Source organism: Dokdonia sp. R78006 (assembly GCF_042466145.1).
Classification (GTDB): Bacteria; Bacteroidota; Bacteroidia; order Flavobacteriales; family Flavobacteriaceae; genus Dokdonia.
Genome location: NZ_JAXHBU010000001.1, coordinates 879282 through 896963, shown reverse-complemented (window position 1 = coordinate 896963; position 17682 = coordinate 879282). Strand labels below are relative to the sequence as shown.

Below are 17682 nucleotides of genomic sequence, written 5' to 3'. Positions count from 1 at the left end.
TTTACCGTTTTATGGTACCTTGCGAGCCTAAATTATTGAAATCACGCTTTCGCGAAAGCGTAAAAAAAATACTTCTATGCGTCAGATATTGACCTTTGTTCTTCTTACTACTCTTTGCTTTTCATGTACAAATAGTGATGATGGAAACCAGCGTAATCCTTTCTTACTAGATGTGAACTTTTCTACACAATTGAGTGCTATTCAAGTATTAGATTTAGAAATCCCAAGTAACCCTATCTACGTTCAAAACGGAGGTATACGTGGTCTTTTTGTTATTAATACAGGTAGCAGCATTGTTGCGTGGGAAGCATCAGATCCTAACCATGCGCCCAATGATTGCTCACTTATGGTTATAGATGGTATCAATGTAAAATGCCAGTGTGACGATGATAATAGTTACAATCTCTTTACTGGGCAGTCTAATAATGAAGTGCTAGAATACACAATGCTTAATTACCGAGTAAATGCTTCTGGTAATAGCATCACAGTATTTAACTAAAAGAAAAAAGAAGCCGACTCAAAAGAGGCGGCTTCTCACTTACAATTTGTAGTTCAGTCCCCCAACTGATTACATATTGTTTATTTTTAGCGACTTAAATATAGCGAAAATTAAATAATAAGACCTTTTATCCCTTAAAATTTGAGTGTAGCTCCTACTAAGAAGTTAATTCCCGCCTGCGGATAATAGCCCGCTCCTTCAATGGTTGTAATCTCATTAGGTACTGAGAAATCATCATCATACGTAAAGAAATACCCGTTAGACACATAGTCTATATTAAAGATGTTGTTTACTAATCCGTTAAGGATAATTGATTTAAAAACAGACACATCCTTTATCTCATAACTTATATTTAAATCATTCGTAAAGTAACTGTCTAGCTTTGAGAAATCGCTATCGATGTTTCCTAGATATTGTTCTCCTACATACTTAGATAAGAAGCTCAATCTTAGATTTTCTGCAGGTTTATAGCTTATGGTGTTACCCACTACTACATCTGGAGAATAAGAGATATTTGTATTGCCTAGGTTTGTTAATACACCATCTCTTTCAAAAACGAAGTCTTTGTTTTTATTTGTGCTTAGCGCCAGATTAGGTTGTATCATCAACTTATCAGTAATCGCAACTGCAGCATCTATTTCAATACCTGCTCTATAACTCTCACCGCTATTTGCACGTATAGGTGCTCCTACATCATCTAGCGCTCCAGTAAGAACTAGCTGGTCACGATATCCCATATAATATCCATTTACATTAAGCGACACGCGGCTCGTGTTGTATCTCCATCCTAATTCCCAGTCGTTAAGACGCTCTGGACGCGGTGCTCCATTTTCAAAATCTGTACGGTTAGGTTCGCGATTTGCTCTTGCAAAAGATGCATATAATTGGTTTTCGCTGTCTATTTTATAAGAAAGACCTGCTTTCGGGTTAAAGAAACTATAGTCTTCGTCTACAATAAATTCGGCAACGTCAGAGTTGATTCCGTCTGTAGTGTATGAGATAAAGCGCTGCTGTAAGTCTAAGTATCCACTCCATTTAGAATTGAAGCGGTAGTTCGCTTTCGCGAAAGCAGAAAATTCTTTTTTCTTTCCAGTCCCGAAGTAATAATTATCACCAGTCTCACTATCACTAGCAAAACGCGCCCAAATCACTTCGCCAAAATGGTCTCCATCATAAATACTACCGTAAGCACCACCTACAAAGTCAATCTTGTTGTCCTTGTAATTTGCTGTCGCACTTGCCACATAGAAGTCATTGTCTAGCCAGCGACGTCTTATAATATCTGATGTTTCTATGGTTTCACTACCTATAACTACTGGGGCAATGCTGTAAAATGCAAGATCTTCATCCTCTTTATATTCTTCAAAAAAGCCTCTACCATAGGTGTAGTTTAGGCTCAATTGTGTGCTCCAGTTATTGTCATAACGCTGATTCCAGTGTAGTTGATAATGATCTTGCTTGTAATCATCTACTTGATTCTCGTGAAAGCGTGTCTCACCATTCTCATCCGTAAACTGTCCCGCAGGGTTAAAGGTTCTATCTTCGGCTAGTGTCTCTGCATCTATCCCAAACCAAGATTGGTATGTAACTTCAGACCCTGCAAAGTTGATAAGCTTGATGAGCGTATTATCATCCTTGTATGCTGCTTGCAAAAAGTAAGATTTAAGATCAGATGACGCACGGTCGATGTAACCATCAGATTTGATCTGTGACAAACGACCAGATATCTCTATGTGATCGTTGAGCAAGCCTGTACTAAACTTAACATTGTGACGTCGCGTACCAAAAGACCCAAAAGAGTTAGAAATCTCACCATATGCCTCGTTAGAAATTGCATCTGTAAGAATATTAAGACTTGCTCCAAAGGCTCCAGGTCCATTAGTAGAAGATCCTACACCACGTTGTAGCTGTAAACTCTCTACAGAAGAGCTAAAATCTTGAAGGTTTACAAAGAACGTCGTTGCACTCTCTGCATCATTGTATGGGATTCCATTTATAGTAACATTGATACCTTGATTACCCGTACCGCGAACTCTAAAACCTGTATACCCTATTCCTGCACCTGCATCTGAGGTTGTTACTACACTTGGTAAAAAGTTGAGCTGCGTAGCAATGTCTTGTCCTAAGTTGCGCTCTGCAATTTGTTTTTTGGTTAAGTTGGAATGCGTAATTGGTGAGTCGGCTTTTACTCGTACAGAGCGTACTAAAACTTCATCAAGTGACTCTACTTTTGTAGTGTCTACCACTGTTTTCTCTTGTGCACTAGCTGTAATTCCTGCAAGCGCAATCATACTCAATAGGATCTTTTTCATCCGTATATGGTTTAGTTACGAATACAAAGGGCAAATATTCTAAATGAGTTAGCATTTACATACCTGTGCCGTGAGCACATATTGAAGAGGGTGCACCGTAGTGCTTCTCAAGAGAAATATGGTAACACTAGAAAAGCTAATTTGTATAGCGTTATCTGGAAAGACATGTTCCTCATTCCTAAACAGCATTACCTGTTCTAGGTTCAATGGGTATAATCTCAGCTTCGTAAAAAGCACCCCTTTGAGATTTTGCAAAGATATACTAGAGTTTTTAATTAAGATATTATAAAGAAAAAATAAATCCGCTTACTGTACTTTTAAACTGACTAGCATTCTCTAGTTCTTATAAAATTATAAAACGATGCATATTTTAATTTACGGAGCCGGTGGCGTGGGGGGATTCTTTGGAGGGAAACTCGCACTTGCTGGAAATAAAGTAACCATGATTGCTAGAGGAGAACACCTTAAGGCCATACAAGAAAACGGTATTGAGGTAAAAAGTATAACAGGAGATTTTAAAGCGACTCCGTATCTAGCAACAGATGATCTTAGTCAGATTGAAACACCAGATTTAGTCATCTTTGGAGTGAAGTCATATCAAATAGAGAGTGCTGTAAAAGATATATTGCAATATTGTGATGAAAACACATTATATCTGCCTTTACAAAACGGAGCAAGTAACGTAGAGGTCCTTAATTCGGTGGTTCCTAAGTCACAAGTACTGGCAGGACTTTGCCGTATGATTAGTTTTATTGAAGCGCCAGGAGTGATCTCTAATCCAGATATAGCGCCTGCAATACTTTTTGGAGAGCAGGATAATATCAAGACAGAACGTTTAGAAAAAATAGTGTCTGTATTTACAAATGCAGGAATTAATGCGGCTGTTCCAGATAATATTCAAGTAGCCATCTGGCAAAAGTTCCTTTTTATAACAACTATAAGCGCCATAGGCGGACTAACAAGAGTACCTATAGGAGTGATGAGAGAGCAGCCGTATATAAAAGAACTGATGCGCAAGACCGCGCAAGAAGTATTTGAGGTTGCAAAAGCAAAAGGGATTATACTCCCAGAGAAAACCATTGAAAACATCTTTGAAGCCATTAGCAAGCAAGCGCATGAGACTACAGCTTCAACACAACGCGATATCATGGCTGGAAAACCTAGCGAACTAGAAAACTTTAATGGTTATATCATGAAGGAAGGTAAACGACTTGGAGTGCCTACGCCAGTAAACGAGATGATTTATCAGTTGTTATTGCCTATGGAAAGGGATCATAGAAATTAAAGATATAAGATTAAGCAAAATACGCCTGAAGCAATAGCTACAGGCGTATTTTATTTAAAAAATAATAGTAGTATTCTAACCTATTCTACTATTAACCTTTTTGTGATAATCTGGTTTGATTGATGAATCAATTGAACCAAGTAAATACCAGTTTTAAGCTCACTAATATTGAAGCTCGTATCTAGTTGATTTTCTTGTATTCTTTTCGTTAGAATATGTTTGCCAAGGAGGTCGTAAATCTTAATTTTTTCTGGCTTATATGTACTATTCCAAGTGACTTTAAAATTTGATGACGCTGGATTTGGGAAAATTTTAATGTCATTATTAAAAAATTCATCTGTGCTTAATGCACAAACATTATTAGGGTCTGAAACATTAACCTGTACTGTACATACCGAGCTATTACCTGAAACATCTGTCACTGTAATTTGTACATCAACAATACTGGTAGTTGCATTTGCTAAAAGTGAAACGTTATCTATCATTGCTTTAGCAGGTCCTAAAAATTCTTCAGGAATAAAAGCGCTAAACTCAAGTGTAATTTGTTCACTGCGATAAGGTAGTAGTGTGTTAGTTAAATCAAGAGAAATGGTTTCATTCCTAAAAGACTCCCCATCTGCTGGGATGATATCTTCATAAACAACTTCGATTTCAGCACCAGAATCGTCGTAAATAATTACTTCTAGTTTTCTGTTTTCAAATCCGCTTAAATTAAAGTTTGCAACCCAATCAAAACTCAAAAGGGCTTCAAAGTCGCTTTCATTTTCACTTGTAGGAATAAGAATATCTTGGGACAATCTATAAAAACTATTGCCAAAGCCATCAAATGAAGTAAATGCAGCGGAGAAACCATCGGTGGGAAATATTTCGTCTACACAACAACATATATTTTGCGAATCTGGTTGAGCTTTCCAAGGTTGAGAGCACGATCCATCATCTGTTCCATTTTCAATTGTTGATTCCCAGAAGTTTAAGTCGTTTTCAAAACTGCCATTTTTAACTAGTTCCGCAAGTGCAATTGTAGAATAATTATCACAAGTGATTTCAGATGGCGAGATATCTATTTGGAGATTTGTATCGCAATTGTCTATGATATTTCCTGTAATAAGATCCTCTGCAGTTAGTATAATACTTCCAGAACTGTCTAAAACAACATCAATAGAAGATAAACAGTTTATTATAGGAGCAGTAGTGTCAATTACAGTAACTGTAGAGGTGCATTCACTCGTGTTCCCATCTACATCTGTTGCTATTACAGTTACTATGTTTTCACCAATATTAGAACAATCTAATTGATTAGGAGTTACCGTAAAAGTAAGCGCTTCACCATTACAATTATCTACAGGTAATGTTCCTAAAAACATCAAGTCTTTTATATCAGAATATGAACCTGTAGGATTTATTAGTAATTCAGTCTCTTGACTTTCAAGGTCAACAGTGTATATAATATCGCAGCCAAATGTTGAGCTCGCAATTACTTTTCCTTGTCCGACATACTCAATGCCTTGAGCACTACAGCTATTATCGTTTCCTGGCGTAAACCAAGAAAATAACTCTGTTACTGTACCAGTCGATGTATCAATTGCAAAAAGGTTTACAGGATTAGATCCTGTGGAGTATAGAAGTCTATTTTGATCAGTGTCAAAGGTCATTCCAGCAGCTCCGGAAGAGTTGACAGATGCAATAACTTCTGTATTACCAGAATCGATATTGTAGCTATTAATCTCACCACCATTAAATACCATATAGAGTGTTCCGTCTATACCAAAGGCCATATCTTGAACTTGATTTGATCCATTTACAGAAATTATTTCAGAAATAAACGTAGGTTCTCCTTCCTCTTCTTGTAAATCAATACTATAGAGTGCTCTATTTCCTGTTTCTGGCACTCTTCTTAATAGATATAATTCACTAGTTAACGGATTTTGATCAAAACCATAATTTCTGTCTGCTCCAGTACTATAAGAATAAGAAGAATCTAAAGTTAAGTCATCAGTAATCGTATCATAACTATATTTTGCAATGTTTTGATTACCAGAGAAAGGGTTTAAAGCGTAGAGTGTCCCTATTTCAGATTCGCCAGCAGCACCCAGTAAAAGCGCAGCATCTAGAACAACTATACCATTTTCATCAAGATTTACAGTTATATCAGTACATTCTAAATCTGGAATTACACCAAGTATTTCTATAGTTTGTGTTGCTTGGTCTTGAAGTTCACAGGCATTAGTGTACGAGTAGGTGATTTCGTAAAATCCTTCTCCTATTGATGGGTTTAGTGTGAAATCTATACCATTATTATTATCCGTTACTCCTGAGCCAGAATATACTCCTCCAGAAGGAAATCCTCCACCCAAAATAATTTCACCTTGATCTAGACAAAATGTACTTTCTGTTGCAAATGTAACATCAACTGTTGTTGTGACAACTGCTGTACTAGTACAAGATGTAGTATTCCCTAGACTATCTGTTGCTGTAAGAGTAATTACATTTTCTCCTAAATTAGAACAGTCAAAAGTACTAGGAGTCACCACTAGAGTTAATGGTTCGTTGGTGCAACTGTCAAGAGGTTTTTGAGAGTATAACAACAGGTCTTTGATATTGGGGTATGATCCAGTAGGGTTGGCTAGAAGAGATGTCTCAAAAGAGGTGAGGTTTATCTCATAAAGAATGTCACAAGAAGATGTTGCTCCTGCCATTAAAGTGTTGTTTCCTATGTATTCCAACGCTTGTGCCGAACAAAACTCGTTGGGCCCTGGTGTAAAAAACACCCCTATATTATTGGAACCTCCAGTAGAGAGATTTACTTCATAAATATTCACAGGACCTGTACCTGTGGCATACAATAAACGATCATTATCAAAATCATATGTTATTCCTGTAGCTCCAAAAATATTTATAAACGCAAAAGGAGATGAAGCCCCTGTTTCTGTATTTATAATTTCAAGTTCCCCATTATTATAAATAGCGTATAAGCTACCGTTGTTGTCAAAGGTGATGTCTATTATTTGATTACTACCATTTGATGAGGTTAAACTAGAAATAAGTTGTGGATCTATAGAGGGGTTGTTAAGATCAATCCTATAAAGAGACCTTACACCTCCTGCAACTTCAGAGGCTACTAGGTATACTTCACTTGTTTCTGGGTGTTTGTCAAAACCGTAATTTCGGTCTAACCCTGTAGAGTAGTTAAAACCTGAATTAAGTTCAAGGTTACTACTAGTTTGATTAAATTGATATTCGGCTATATTCAATATACCAGAATTTGGATTTAACGCATATAAAGTACTTTCAAGATTCCCCGTAAAAGTGCTGGAGTCGAAAACATCTTCCCACGACACTGTTGCTGTCCCCTCGTCATTTAATGAAATGGTAATATCTTGACAGGACACATCAGGAATACTAGATATAATTTCTAGTGTAACAGCGGCTGTACCATTTAAGCCACAAGAATTTTCAGATTCATAAGATACTGTTACAGAACCCTCGCCTGTCATAGATGGGTCAATTGTAAATGTTTGCCCATTTCCATCATCTGTAACACCTGTTCCAGAATATACTCCACCAGTAGGAAGCCCTCCTCCTAAAGTGACGCTAATTTGATCAGCACATAATATCTCTTCTTGTTCAAATGTTACAGAAACGTCAGAAATTATAGTAACCGTAGCTGTACAGCTTGATGTATTGCCTTCACTATCTGTTGCGGTTGCTGTTACTGTATTTTCTCCTAAGTCAGAGCAGGTAAAAGTGTCGATATCTATAGCTACAGTTGTCGCATTTCCACAATTATCAGGAAAATCTCCTGTATTAGGAATGAATGCTATAAAATCATTTGTTAGGGTAAACTGCGTATTATTACGCTCATCAAGAACGTAACCTTCGGTACCATCAGCATTTTCAATCCCCTGGCTCATTATCCCAGATTGTGTGATTTCAGTGGTATGAATTTCTATCACTGAGCTACCCTCAAACAACTTTAATTGTGTTGTTACCTCTGGAGTAGAATCACAACATAACGATATGTCAATAAAGTCTAATATAAATATTCTGTTAGGTGCTGCACCTATTGTTGTGTATCTAACGATTCCATTTCCACCTGGAGGAAAAAGATCTGACCACGCAAAAGCGATATAGTTGTTAATTGCACTCTGAGATGGAATAAATTCTCCAGAGCAACATCCTGAATTACCCGTGTTTTCAAAAGTTAAAAATCCATTAGATGAAATACGAGCTGTTGAATATGTGTCTCCAAAAAAATTAAAATCAAATCCAAGAGATACTGGGTCTGAAGTCTGATCATCAGATAAGTTTAATGCAGTGCCTCCGGAAATGTCTTCAGGAGAAAACACACCAGATTGACTTATAGTATACCCATTCCCAGGTGAAAAATTGGTTACTACGTCTTCCGGAATGATTTGTGCATTTCCTTCGGCATCAAGTGTTACTGTGATGTCTTGACATATAATAATAGGGTCGTCAGATTTAACACTAAGGATTGCAGTTGCTGTATCACCTCCATCGTCGCAAGGGGAGTCTGCTACATATGATATAAGGTGATCATTTATACCAGCTATAGTAGGGTCAAATGTAAAGGTTTGCCCATTCCCATTGTCTGTTACACCAGTACCAGAGTATACACCGCCTGTAGGTAAACCTCCTCCTAATACAATAACATCTGCAGAAAGACATATAGGTTCTTCATTTAGCTGAAAAGAGGTTGCTGGAGAATCAAAAGCTTCTGTACCATCAAAAAGATTAAAAGAAGAGCCTTGGTCTGCACTTAGCCCTAAACCTCGCTTTGCAAAGGCATCCCAAATACGACATTGATTAGCTCCTCCATATAGTGTAAGGTCTGCGGCGAGTATAGCGTCTCGACCATCTACAAAACCAGGGTTGCACGGTTGTAATTTAAGTCCTTCTGTAACGAGAGCTATTGCAATATTATTTCCGCCAGTACCATTGTAAATGTCTGGATCAAAACCGTACTCTTCTATAAGATTCCAAGTCATTTCCCATAACATTGCTGCCCACACAGAACCAACGCCGTGAGGGACAGAAGTGTTTTGAATACTATTATAGGTGCGCGGGTCTTGAGAGAAATCTGTAGTATATGGAAAATCACGGATACCTCCATCGTCAGGACCTTGCTGGAATAACCAATTACCCACTGGTCTTAAGTCTGTTCCTACATCTTCTGGCTTAATAGTCATAACGGTGCCATACCAGTCGCTCCATCCTTCCCCCATTTGTTCATCATTAAATAGACAGTCAGAGTTTGCAGCCCCACCGGTAAGACGAGTTGAGATGCCGTGACCGTATTCGTGTATGATTACTTGGTTGTCTAAATCTCCATCCCTAGAGCCACAAGTATACATTTGCATTCTACCTGAAACTCCATCTGGAGAAAAGCTAAAGTTTGCATTGCACTCTCCAGAATTGTCTTGAGCTTCAGCATTTACGTGATCATTACCTACACCGCCATTGTCATAATTGTTCTCTTGATAGTTTCCACTAGCCTCATCAAAACCATATTGGTATAAAACATCATGCACAATATTGTTCCAATAAAAAAGATTTGTAATAGCAGCGCTTTCAGATTGACTTCCATTACTAAAAACTGTGTTTATAGGATAATCAAAGAAAAGGTCTGAACCTCCATCTGGTTGAAATCCTGTATTGTCACCATCTTCATATGCATTTACATTATTTCCTCTAGTGACCGTGTATTCAGCACCTGTTGCCCCATTTGTATCGTGCCATCCAAATGGTGATGCCACAGTGTTAAAAACCCCAGAAACTTGAGATCGATCCCCTTCAAAAGGTGAAGCCAGTGGTAACGGATACACAGTATATGTACCATCCATAAAAACAGCATCTACGGAAGGAGAAACTTTAAGGGTGGTTTTTTTTGCTTTCGCGAAAGCGGTTGTATGAGTACTCTTACTATGATCGTGATTTACAGTACAGGTTAAAGTCCTATTCTTTTTTGAAAGAATGTTACCATTTGTGGCATCAACAAAAAAGTTGTACCAATTTTTGCTTTGGGTCTCATTTATAAAAAGTTCCCAAGTAGCAATTAGTGCTCCTTGATTTGTAACAGTATATACTTTTTTTACTGGAATAGGGTCACGAGATGTGTACGGACTCTTAAATGTCCTAGTGTTTGTTTTTGCATCATAAGATATTTGATTTAGTCCACCAGATGCGTAGCCCATTTTAGTCACCACAGATTGTATTGCGGCAGTTTCATTGAGTATGTGAGAAGTGGACTTTACCCTTGTTTCTATATCCCTATAGAAGTTAATGTGACTCTGTACTGCCTTACCGTTTTTAATGTGGACACTGCTTTCTGTTCCAATAACCTCAATGTCATTATAGGATTGCCTAAAATAAATGTGTTGTATACCGCTTGTAGAACTAGTGTGCTGACTTGTGATTTGATAAGCAGCGATGTCAGAGGGTTTGAGCTGTTGTTTTGCAATGTGAGAAACAAGAATCTTGTCAATGTCTCTTGAAGTGGATTGCGCATTTACGGCAAAAGGTAATAGACATAAAACCACAATAATTGTGTGTAATTTTTTGATCATGAAAAGGTTGATTGATTGATGTAAATAACTTAAAGGGTTAAATCTAAGAAATTTCTTACACTTACATGTTCTGTTTTATTTATTTTCTTGTTCTTAACTATCACCTTTTTAAATGATTATACTTTATCTATTAGTAATATTCTATTTTAAAAGTTAGTAGCTATTGATTCTTTTGGTAAAGTGTTTCCCCATAATTAATTGTAAATTTGCCCCCTTAAATGAGGAAGAGCACGCTTTCGCAAAAGCGTATAAATAATACATATACCATGAAATACCACTTTAACGAGATAGAAGCCAGATGGCAACAATACTGGGCAGATAAAGGCACTTTTCACGCGTCAAATAACAGTGATAAACCTAAATATTATGTGCTTGATATGTTTCCTTATCCTTCTGGGGCTGGGCTCCACGTGGGTCATCCACTTGGGTATATTGCAAGTGATGTGTACTCGCGTTACAAGCGTTTAAAGGGGTTTAATGTATTGCATCCACAGGGATATGATTCTTTTGGATTACCTGCAGAGCAATATGCAATCCAGACGGGGCAGCATCCTGCGGTGACTACAAAGGTGAATATTGAGGGTGGTGTAGATAACCAAGGTAATGTGATTGCCGGTTATAGAAAACAGCTGGATAAAATTGGCTTTTCTTTTGATTGGAGCCGTGAGGTGCGTACCTCAAATCCTGAATACTATAAATGGACGCAGTGGATTTTTACAGAGCTTTTTAACTCTTGGTACAACAAGGATACAGATAAAGCAGAAGCGATAGAAACGTTGGTTTCCGCTTTCGCGAAAACTGGAAATGCCGAGATAAACGCTGCCTGTGATGATAATATCACGCCATTTACTGCTGAGCAGTGGAATGCATTTACAGAAAAAGAACAACAAGATATACTATTACAATACCGCTTAACCTATCTAGCAGAAACGGAAGTAAACTGGTGCCCAGCACTTGGAACCGTACTTGCAAACGATGAGATTGTAAACGGCGTTTCTGAGCGTGGTGGTCACACTGTGATACGTAAGAAAATGACGCAGTGGTCTATGCGTATCTCTGCTTATGCAGAACGATTAATTCAAGGACTTGAAGGAATAGACTGGAGCGAATCAATAAAAGAAACACAGCGCAACTGGATAGGTAAATCTGTTGGAGCGATGGTTACGTTCCCTCTTAAGGATCATGCAGAAAAGGTAGAAGTATTTACAACTCGCCCTGATACTATTTTTGGAGTGTCATTCATGACATTGGCTCCAGAGCATGAGTTAGTGGCTCAAATCACTACTCCAGAACAAAAAGAAGCAGTAGCAGCATACATTGAAAAAACTGCAAAGCGTTCTGAGCGTGAGCGTATGGCAGATGTAAAAACAATATCTGGTGTATTTACGGGTGCCTATGCAGAGCATCCTTTTACAAAGGAGCCTATTCCAGTATGGATAGGAGATTATGTACTTGCTGGTTATGGAACAGGAGCCGTGATGGCAGTTCCTTGTGGTGATCAACGCGATTATGACTTTGCAAAGAAATTTGATATTGCAATTCCTAACGTTTTTGAAGGCGTAGATATTTCAGAAGAAGCTTTTTCAGACAAGGCAACTGCGGTTATCACAAACTCAGATTTCTTAAACGGATTAAAATATAAGAAAGCCGTAAAACTTGCGATTTACGAGTTAGAAAAAATAGGCGCAGGAGCGGGCAAAACAAACTATAGATTGCGTGATGCGGTGTTTAGCCGCCAGCGATACTGGGGAGAACCTTTCCCAGTGTATTATGAGAACGGAATCCCAAAGATGATTGACGTTGCTCATTTACCTATTAAACTTCCAGAAGTAGAAAAATACCTACCTACAGAAGAAGGTGAACCACCATTAGGCCGAGCAGATGTGTGGGCATGGGATACAAATACAAATACCGTTGTCTCTAATGATCTTGTCACTTCGAGCGCAGTCGAGAAGTCTCAAAACGGAATTTACCCGCTAGAACTCAACACCATGCCAGGATGGGCAGGAAGTAGCTGGTATTTCTTTAGATACATGGAGAAAGCACAGCGTGATGAAGTCTTTGCTTCAAAAGAAGCAATGGATTACTGGGGTAATGTAGATTTATATATAGGAGGATCTGAGCACGGAACTGGGCACTTATTGTATTCACGTTTCTGGGTGAAGTTCTTAAAAGATAGAGGTCACGTAGGTGTAGATGAACCTTTCCAAAAGATGATCAACCAAGGGATGATTTTAGGGACGAGTGCTTTTGTGTATAGGGTGGTTGGTACAACTATAAAAAACACAGAATTTCTTCAAACAACAAATATTTTCATTACTCACTCTGAGTATAAAAGAATAGGAAAAGAAGAAGATTTTACAAATAAAGAACTTATTCGTAGGGTTGAAAAATTTATTGAAACCACAAATCCTGAATCTGATGCTTTAGGAAATATAGTAGGTGTGACTTTTAATTCCATCCACGTAGACGTTGCTTTAGTTAATGCATCGGATGAGTTAGATGTAGAAGCTTTCAAGAACTGGCGTGAAGAATTTAAAAATGCTGAGTTTATCTTAGAAGATGGCGTTTACAAAGTAGGCCGTGAGGTTGAAAAAATGTCTAAGTCTAAGTATAATGTAGTAAATCCAGATCAAATCTGTGAGCAATACGGAGCAGATACGCTACGTATGTATGAGATGTTCTTAGGCCCACTTGAGCAAGCAAAACCTTGGAACACGGCAGGAATTACAGGAGTACATAACTTCTTAAAGAAATTCTGGAAGCTCTACCACAATGGAGCAGACGAAGCTTTTAATGTAACAGATGAGGCGCCAAGTAAAGACAGCCTCAAAACATTACATAAGACAATTAAAAAGGTAGAAGAGGATATTGAAAACTTTAGTTTCAATACTTCAGTATCTACATTTATGATTGCTGTAAATGAGTTAGGAGCACAAAAATGTACTTCTCGTGAAGTGCTGGAATCTCTGGTAATACTCATCGCTCCTTATGCTCCGCATATCGCAGAGGAACTTTGGAGCAAGCTTGGTCACTCAGAAAGTATCTCTGAGGCTCCTTACCCAATATTTGATGCAAGTCATCTTGTAGAAAGTGCAAAGAACTATCCTATCTCTTTTAATGGGAAGATGAAGTTTACGCTAGAATTACCACTTGATCTATCTAAAGATGAGATAGAAAAAGTAGTTATGGCAAACGAGAAAACACAAATGTATCTAGATGGTCGTACGCCTAAAAAGGTGATTATTGTGCCTGGTAAGATTGTAAATATAGTAGGGTAATAACCTAGCTGTAATATAAAGCTTGCTTGTGTTCTAATAGCTCACGAGCAGGCTTTTGTTTTGTAATTACATTAATAATACGTTGTCGCTATGGCAGGAATTGATAACATAGAAATTATAGGTCTGGTTGCAGCCACACTTACTACGGCGGCTTTCTTGCCTCAGGTGTATCAAACTTGGAAAACTAAGGATGTCTCTGGTTTGAGTCTTCCTATGTTTACTATGTTTTTTGTAGGGATTGTATTCTGGCTCGTTTATGGCGTTCTTAAAGAAAGTCTCGCTATCATCCTAGCAAATGCTATTACAGTGATTTCTTCTTTCTTACTACTTTATTTTAAAATCAAATACGATAAAAAATAGCATTTTCAGATTACTAGAAATTCATAGCTATTTTTAATAATATCATTATGAGAGCCTTTGATTTTTAGCATTTTATAATCTGCATTTTTTTAAGTTACTGTTACCTTGATGCCAAAATTTAAGCAATGGTAATAGGTGTTCCTACAGAGATCAAAAACAATGAAAACAGGGTGGGTATCACACCCGGCGGAGTCTATGAACTCGTAAAGAGAGGTCATAGCGTACATCTTCAAAAAGGAGCTGGCTTTAATAGTGGTTTTACAGATCAACATTATATAGATGCGGGTGCAACAATCCTTGATACGATTGAGGAGGTCTATGCAAGCGCAGAGATGATTGTAAAGGTTAAGGAGCCCATAGAACCAGAATATAAGCTCATTAAGAAAGATCAAATCGTATTCACTTATTTTCACTTTGCCTCTAGTGAGCCGCTCACCAGAGCGATGATTGCCAGTAAATCTATTTGTATAGCCTACGAAACGGTTGAAGAGGAAGACCGTTCGCTCCCGTTGCTTACGCCTATGAGCGAAGTGGCAGGTCGGATGTCTATACAGCAAGGAGCGCGATATCTAGAGAAGCCTGTAAAAGGGCGAGGCGTACTTCTAGGTGGAGTTCCTGGAGTGAGTCCTGGTAAGGTGTTAGTCTTAGGAGCAGGAGTAGTGGGAATTCAAGCGGCAAAAATGGCTGCGGGATTAGGTGCCCATGTAACCATCCTAGATATTAGTATGAAGCGACTGCGTCACGTAAACGATATCATGCCGCCACACGTGGTGACAGAATTTTCAAATGAATTTAATATCCGTAAACATATAAAAACGCACGATCTTATTATAGGTGGTGTTCTTATTCCTGGTGCAAAAGCGCCAAAGCTTATTACTCGAGACATGCTCAAGGAGATGCGTCCAGGTACCGTAATTGTAGATGTTGCTGTAGATCAAGGTGGCTGCGTGGAAACATCAAAACCTACTACGCACGAAGATCCAGTCTTTATTATAGACGATGTGGTGCATTATTGTGTGGCAAATATGCCTGGTGCAGTGCCTTATACTTCCACCGTAGCGCTTACCAATGTAACACTGCCTTATGTGTTAAAAATTGCAGACCAAGGTTGGAAAGCTGCATGTCTTAAAGATGCTACTCTTAAAAAAGGAGTGAATATCGTCGGAGGTGATGTTGTGTATCAAGAGATTTCGGAGGTTTTTGATGTGCCATATGTTCCGCTAGCAATATAGGTTGTGGGTTACGCTTTCGCGAAAGCGAACTTTTAAAACAACATATGTATTCCATAATCTTATGTAGTTGTCATTACAACGAGTATTTAAGGCTCTTGATAGTAAAAAGATGAATTGTAATCTTGGCTTAATTTGTGCATAATACTTTTGTAACTTTAGAAACCTAAAACAACTTTAAAATAAACGACTATGTTAGGAGGATATATGGGCTACTATATTATTGTAGGAGCTATCGGGCTTGTGAGTATGCTAGTAAGCAACAAGCTCAAAAGTAAATTTAAACATTATTCAGAAGTGCAATTGCGCAACGGGATGTCTGGAGCAGAGATTGCCGAAAAAATGCTAGCCGATAATGGAATTACAGATGTAAAAGTAATTTCTGTAGCTGGACAGCTTACAGATCATTACAACCCTAGAGATAAGACAGTAAATCTTAGTGACGTGGTTTATGGGCAGCGCAATGCTTCGGCAGCGGCGGTTGCTGCACACGAGGTAGGTCATGCTGTACAACACGCTACAGCTTACAGTTGGTTGCAAATGCGATCTAAGCTTGTACCTATTGTAAACATTGCGTCAAAAATGAGTATGTGGGTTATAATGGGTGGTGTTGCATTAATGGCTTCTACCGCAATAGGTGGTACTGTGGCAATTATAGGTCTTGCATTATACGCAATGGGGACTATATTTAGTCTCATCACATTACCAGTAGAGTATGATGCTAGTAATCGTGCATTAGCATGGCTTAAGGCAGAAAATATGGTAACACCACAAGAGTATGACGGAGCAGAAGATGCATTAAAGTGGGCTGCAAGAACATATCTTGTAGCTGCTATAGGGTCGCTAGCTACCTTATTGTACTTTGCATTACAAGTTTTTGGCAACAGACGATAGGATGTGTTATACTGTCAAATACCTTATGATAAACTGTCACAATGACGCTATAATCAAAGCTGATATAAGCGTTGTAAGGTTTGGATTAATTATTGACTAAGTTTGCATAGTGGAATTAAATAGAATTACAATTAAAATATATAGTTATGGCATTAGAAATCACAGATGCGACATTTGAAGAGCAAGTATTAAACAGCGATAAGCCTGTATTAGTAGACTTTTGGGCTGCTTGGTGTGGACCTTGCCGTATGGTAGGACCAGTTATCGAGGAGATCGCAGGAGAATACGAAGGTAAAGCCATCGTAGGTAAAGTAGACGTAGATGCAAACCAAGAATTTGCAGCAAAATACGGAGTACGTAATATACCTACAGTTCTTATGTTTAAGAACGGTGAGGTAGTAGGACGTCAAGTAGGCGTTGCTCCTAAGGCAACTTACACAGAAGCTATCGACGGACTTTTATAGATCCAAGCTTTTTATAAGATTATCAGAAAGGTTTGGCACTGTGCCAAGCCTTTTTGTATTTTTAGAGCGCTGTTACTAGAGTACGCTTTCGCGAAAGCAAAACAATACAACACGTAGCAGTTTTGATTACTAAAAGAAAATAATGATGAGGTTTCTGTCTAGGCAGGAATGATAAATAGCCGTAATCGCGGCATATGTTTATGGAAAAGAAAATGAAAGTACAAGACGCAATTGACAGTCAGTTGCTTGATGATAGAAAGATATTCCTTTGGGGAATGGTAGATGATAAAAGTGCAAAGCACGTAATAGATCGCCTTTTATACCTAGATGCACAAGGTCATGGTGAGATCCAACTGTTTATTAATAGCCCGGGTGGTTATGTAACATCTGGTTTTGCAATGTATGACACTATTAAAATGATTAAAAGTCCAGTTTCTACTATCTGTACAGGTCTAGCGGCAAGTATGGGGTCACTACTTTTATCTGTAGGAGAGAAAGGGCGTCGTTTTATACAGCCACACGCACGTGTAATGATACACCAGCCATCTGGTGGAGCACGTGGTCAAGCTTCTGATATTGAAATTACAGCACAAGAAATTGTAAAAACAAAAGAATTGAGCGCACAAATCCTTGCAGATAATTGTGGTCAATCATTTGAAAAAATAATGAAAGACTTCCAGCGTGATCACTGGATGGGTGCAGAGGAGTCTGTAGCTTACGGGATTGCAGATGGGGTTTATGAGGGATAATCTCCTTTATAGTTTTATGAGTAAC

General features: G+C 38.3%; 10 protein-coding genes and 1 riboswitch. Of the genes, 8 read left to right on the top strand and 2 right to left on the bottom strand.

The genetic code is table 11. From position 1 onward, the window contains the following. Positions 1-76: 76 nt before the first annotated feature. A complete protein-coding gene (locus tag SJY37_RS03995) occupies positions 77-499 on the top strand; it encodes a hypothetical protein (protein ID WP_013750837.1) in 423 nt (140 codons plus the stop codon). Between the two features lie 134 nt (positions 500-633). Here the strand turns inward: SJY37_RS03995 and SJY37_RS03990 are convergent, their stop codons facing one another. Next, positions 634-2811: a TonB-dependent receptor gene (locus SJY37_RS03990; protein ID WP_298323722.1), complete on the bottom strand. Its 2178-nt coding sequence runs from the start codon at positions 2809-2811 to the stop codon at positions 634-636. 159 nt (positions 2812-2970) lie between these two features. Next, a riboswitch (TPP riboswitch) is annotated at positions 2971-3062 on the bottom strand. A gap of 110 nt (positions 3063-3172) precedes the next feature. Here SJY37_RS03990 and SJY37_RS03985 point away from each other — a divergent pair. Next, positions 3173-4096, top strand: coding sequence for a ketopantoate reductase family protein (locus tag SJY37_RS03985; protein ID WP_298323724.1), 924 nt, complete (start codon positions 3173-3175; stop codon positions 4094-4096). 80 nt (positions 4097-4176) lie between these two features. On the opposite strand, the gene SJY37_RS03980 is transcribed toward SJY37_RS03985, so the two are convergent. After that, positions 4177-10680: a M36 family metallopeptidase gene (locus tag SJY37_RS03980; protein WP_298323726.1), complete on the bottom strand. Its 6504-nt coding sequence runs from the start codon at positions 10678-10680 to the stop codon at positions 4177-4179. Between the two features lie 266 nt (positions 10681-10946). On the opposite strand from SJY37_RS03980, the gene SJY37_RS03975 reads away from it, so the two are divergent. The 6 genes from SJY37_RS03975 to SJY37_RS03950 all read left to right on the top strand — a co-directional run bounded on the left by SJY37_RS03975 (position 10947) and on the right by SJY37_RS03950 (position 17657). Then, the gene (locus SJY37_RS03975) at positions 10947-13961 is read left to right on the top strand and encodes a leucine--tRNA ligase (RefSeq protein WP_298323729.1); all 3015 of its coding nucleotides are present in this window, start codon (positions 10947-10949) and stop codon (positions 13959-13961) included. 90 nt (positions 13962-14051) lie between these two features. Further along, positions 14052-14321 (top strand): SemiSWEET family sugar transporter, encoded by a 270-nt coding sequence (locus tag SJY37_RS03970; RefSeq protein WP_298323731.1) that lies wholly within the window; start codon positions 14052-14054, stop codon positions 14319-14321. 125 nt (positions 14322-14446) lie between these two features. Next, on the top strand, positions 14447-15553 hold the full coding sequence (gene ald / locus SJY37_RS03965) for an alanine dehydrogenase (RefSeq protein ID WP_298323733.1): 1107 nt from the start codon (positions 14447-14449) through the stop codon (positions 15551-15553). 189 nt (positions 15554-15742) lie between these two features. Then, entirely contained in the window at positions 15743-16444 is a 702-nt protein-coding gene (locus SJY37_RS03960) for a zinc metallopeptidase (protein WP_013750843.1), read from the top strand. A 146-nt stretch (positions 16445-16590) separates the two neighbouring features. Further along, positions 16591-16908: a thioredoxin gene (trxA, locus tag SJY37_RS03955; RefSeq protein WP_035335387.1), complete on the top strand. Its 318-nt coding sequence runs from the start codon at positions 16591-16593 to the stop codon at positions 16906-16908. Between the two features lie 200 nt (positions 16909-17108). Beyond that, positions 17109-17657, top strand: coding sequence for a ClpP family protease (locus SJY37_RS03950; RefSeq protein WP_298323739.1), 549 nt, complete (start codon positions 17109-17111; stop codon positions 17655-17657). The last annotated feature ends 25 nt before the right edge of the window (positions 17658-17682 follow it).

What these genes read in the sequence shown, in the direction of transcription:
- SJY37_RS03990 (WP_298323722.1), bottom strand. Translation starts at nt 2,811, where the DNA reads ATGAAAAAGATCCTATTGAGTATGATTGCGCTTGCAGGAATTACAGCT.
- trxA (WP_035335387.1), top strand. Translation starts at nt 16,591, where the DNA reads ATGGCATTAGAAATCACAGATGCGACATTTGAAGAGCAAGTATTAAAC.
- SJY37_RS03995 (WP_013750837.1), top strand. Translation starts at nt 77, where the DNA reads ATGCGTCAGATATTGACCTTTGTTCTTCTTACTACTCTTTGCTTTTCA.
- SJY37_RS03980 (WP_298323726.1), bottom strand. Translation starts at nt 10,680, where the DNA reads ATGATCAAAAAATTACACACAATTATTGTGGTTTTATGTCTATTACCT.
- SJY37_RS03975 (WP_298323729.1), top strand. Translation starts at nt 10,947, where the DNA reads ATGAAATACCACTTTAACGAGATAGAAGCCAGATGGCAACAATACTGG.
- SJY37_RS03950 (WP_298323739.1), top strand. Translation starts at nt 17,109, where the DNA reads ATGGAAAAGAAAATGAAAGTACAAGACGCAATTGACAGTCAGTTGCTT.
- SJY37_RS03970 (WP_298323731.1), top strand. Translation starts at nt 14,052, where the DNA reads ATGGCAGGAATTGATAACATAGAAATTATAGGTCTGGTTGCAGCCACA.
- SJY37_RS03960 (WP_013750843.1), top strand. Translation starts at nt 15,743, where the DNA reads ATGTTAGGAGGATATATGGGCTACTATATTATTGTAGGAGCTATCGGG.
- SJY37_RS03985 (WP_298323724.1), top strand. Translation starts at nt 3,173, where the DNA reads ATGCATATTTTAATTTACGGAGCCGGTGGCGTGGGGGGATTCTTTGGA.
- ald (WP_298323733.1), top strand. Translation starts at nt 14,447, where the DNA reads ATGGTAATAGGTGTTCCTACAGAGATCAAAAACAATGAAAACAGGGTG.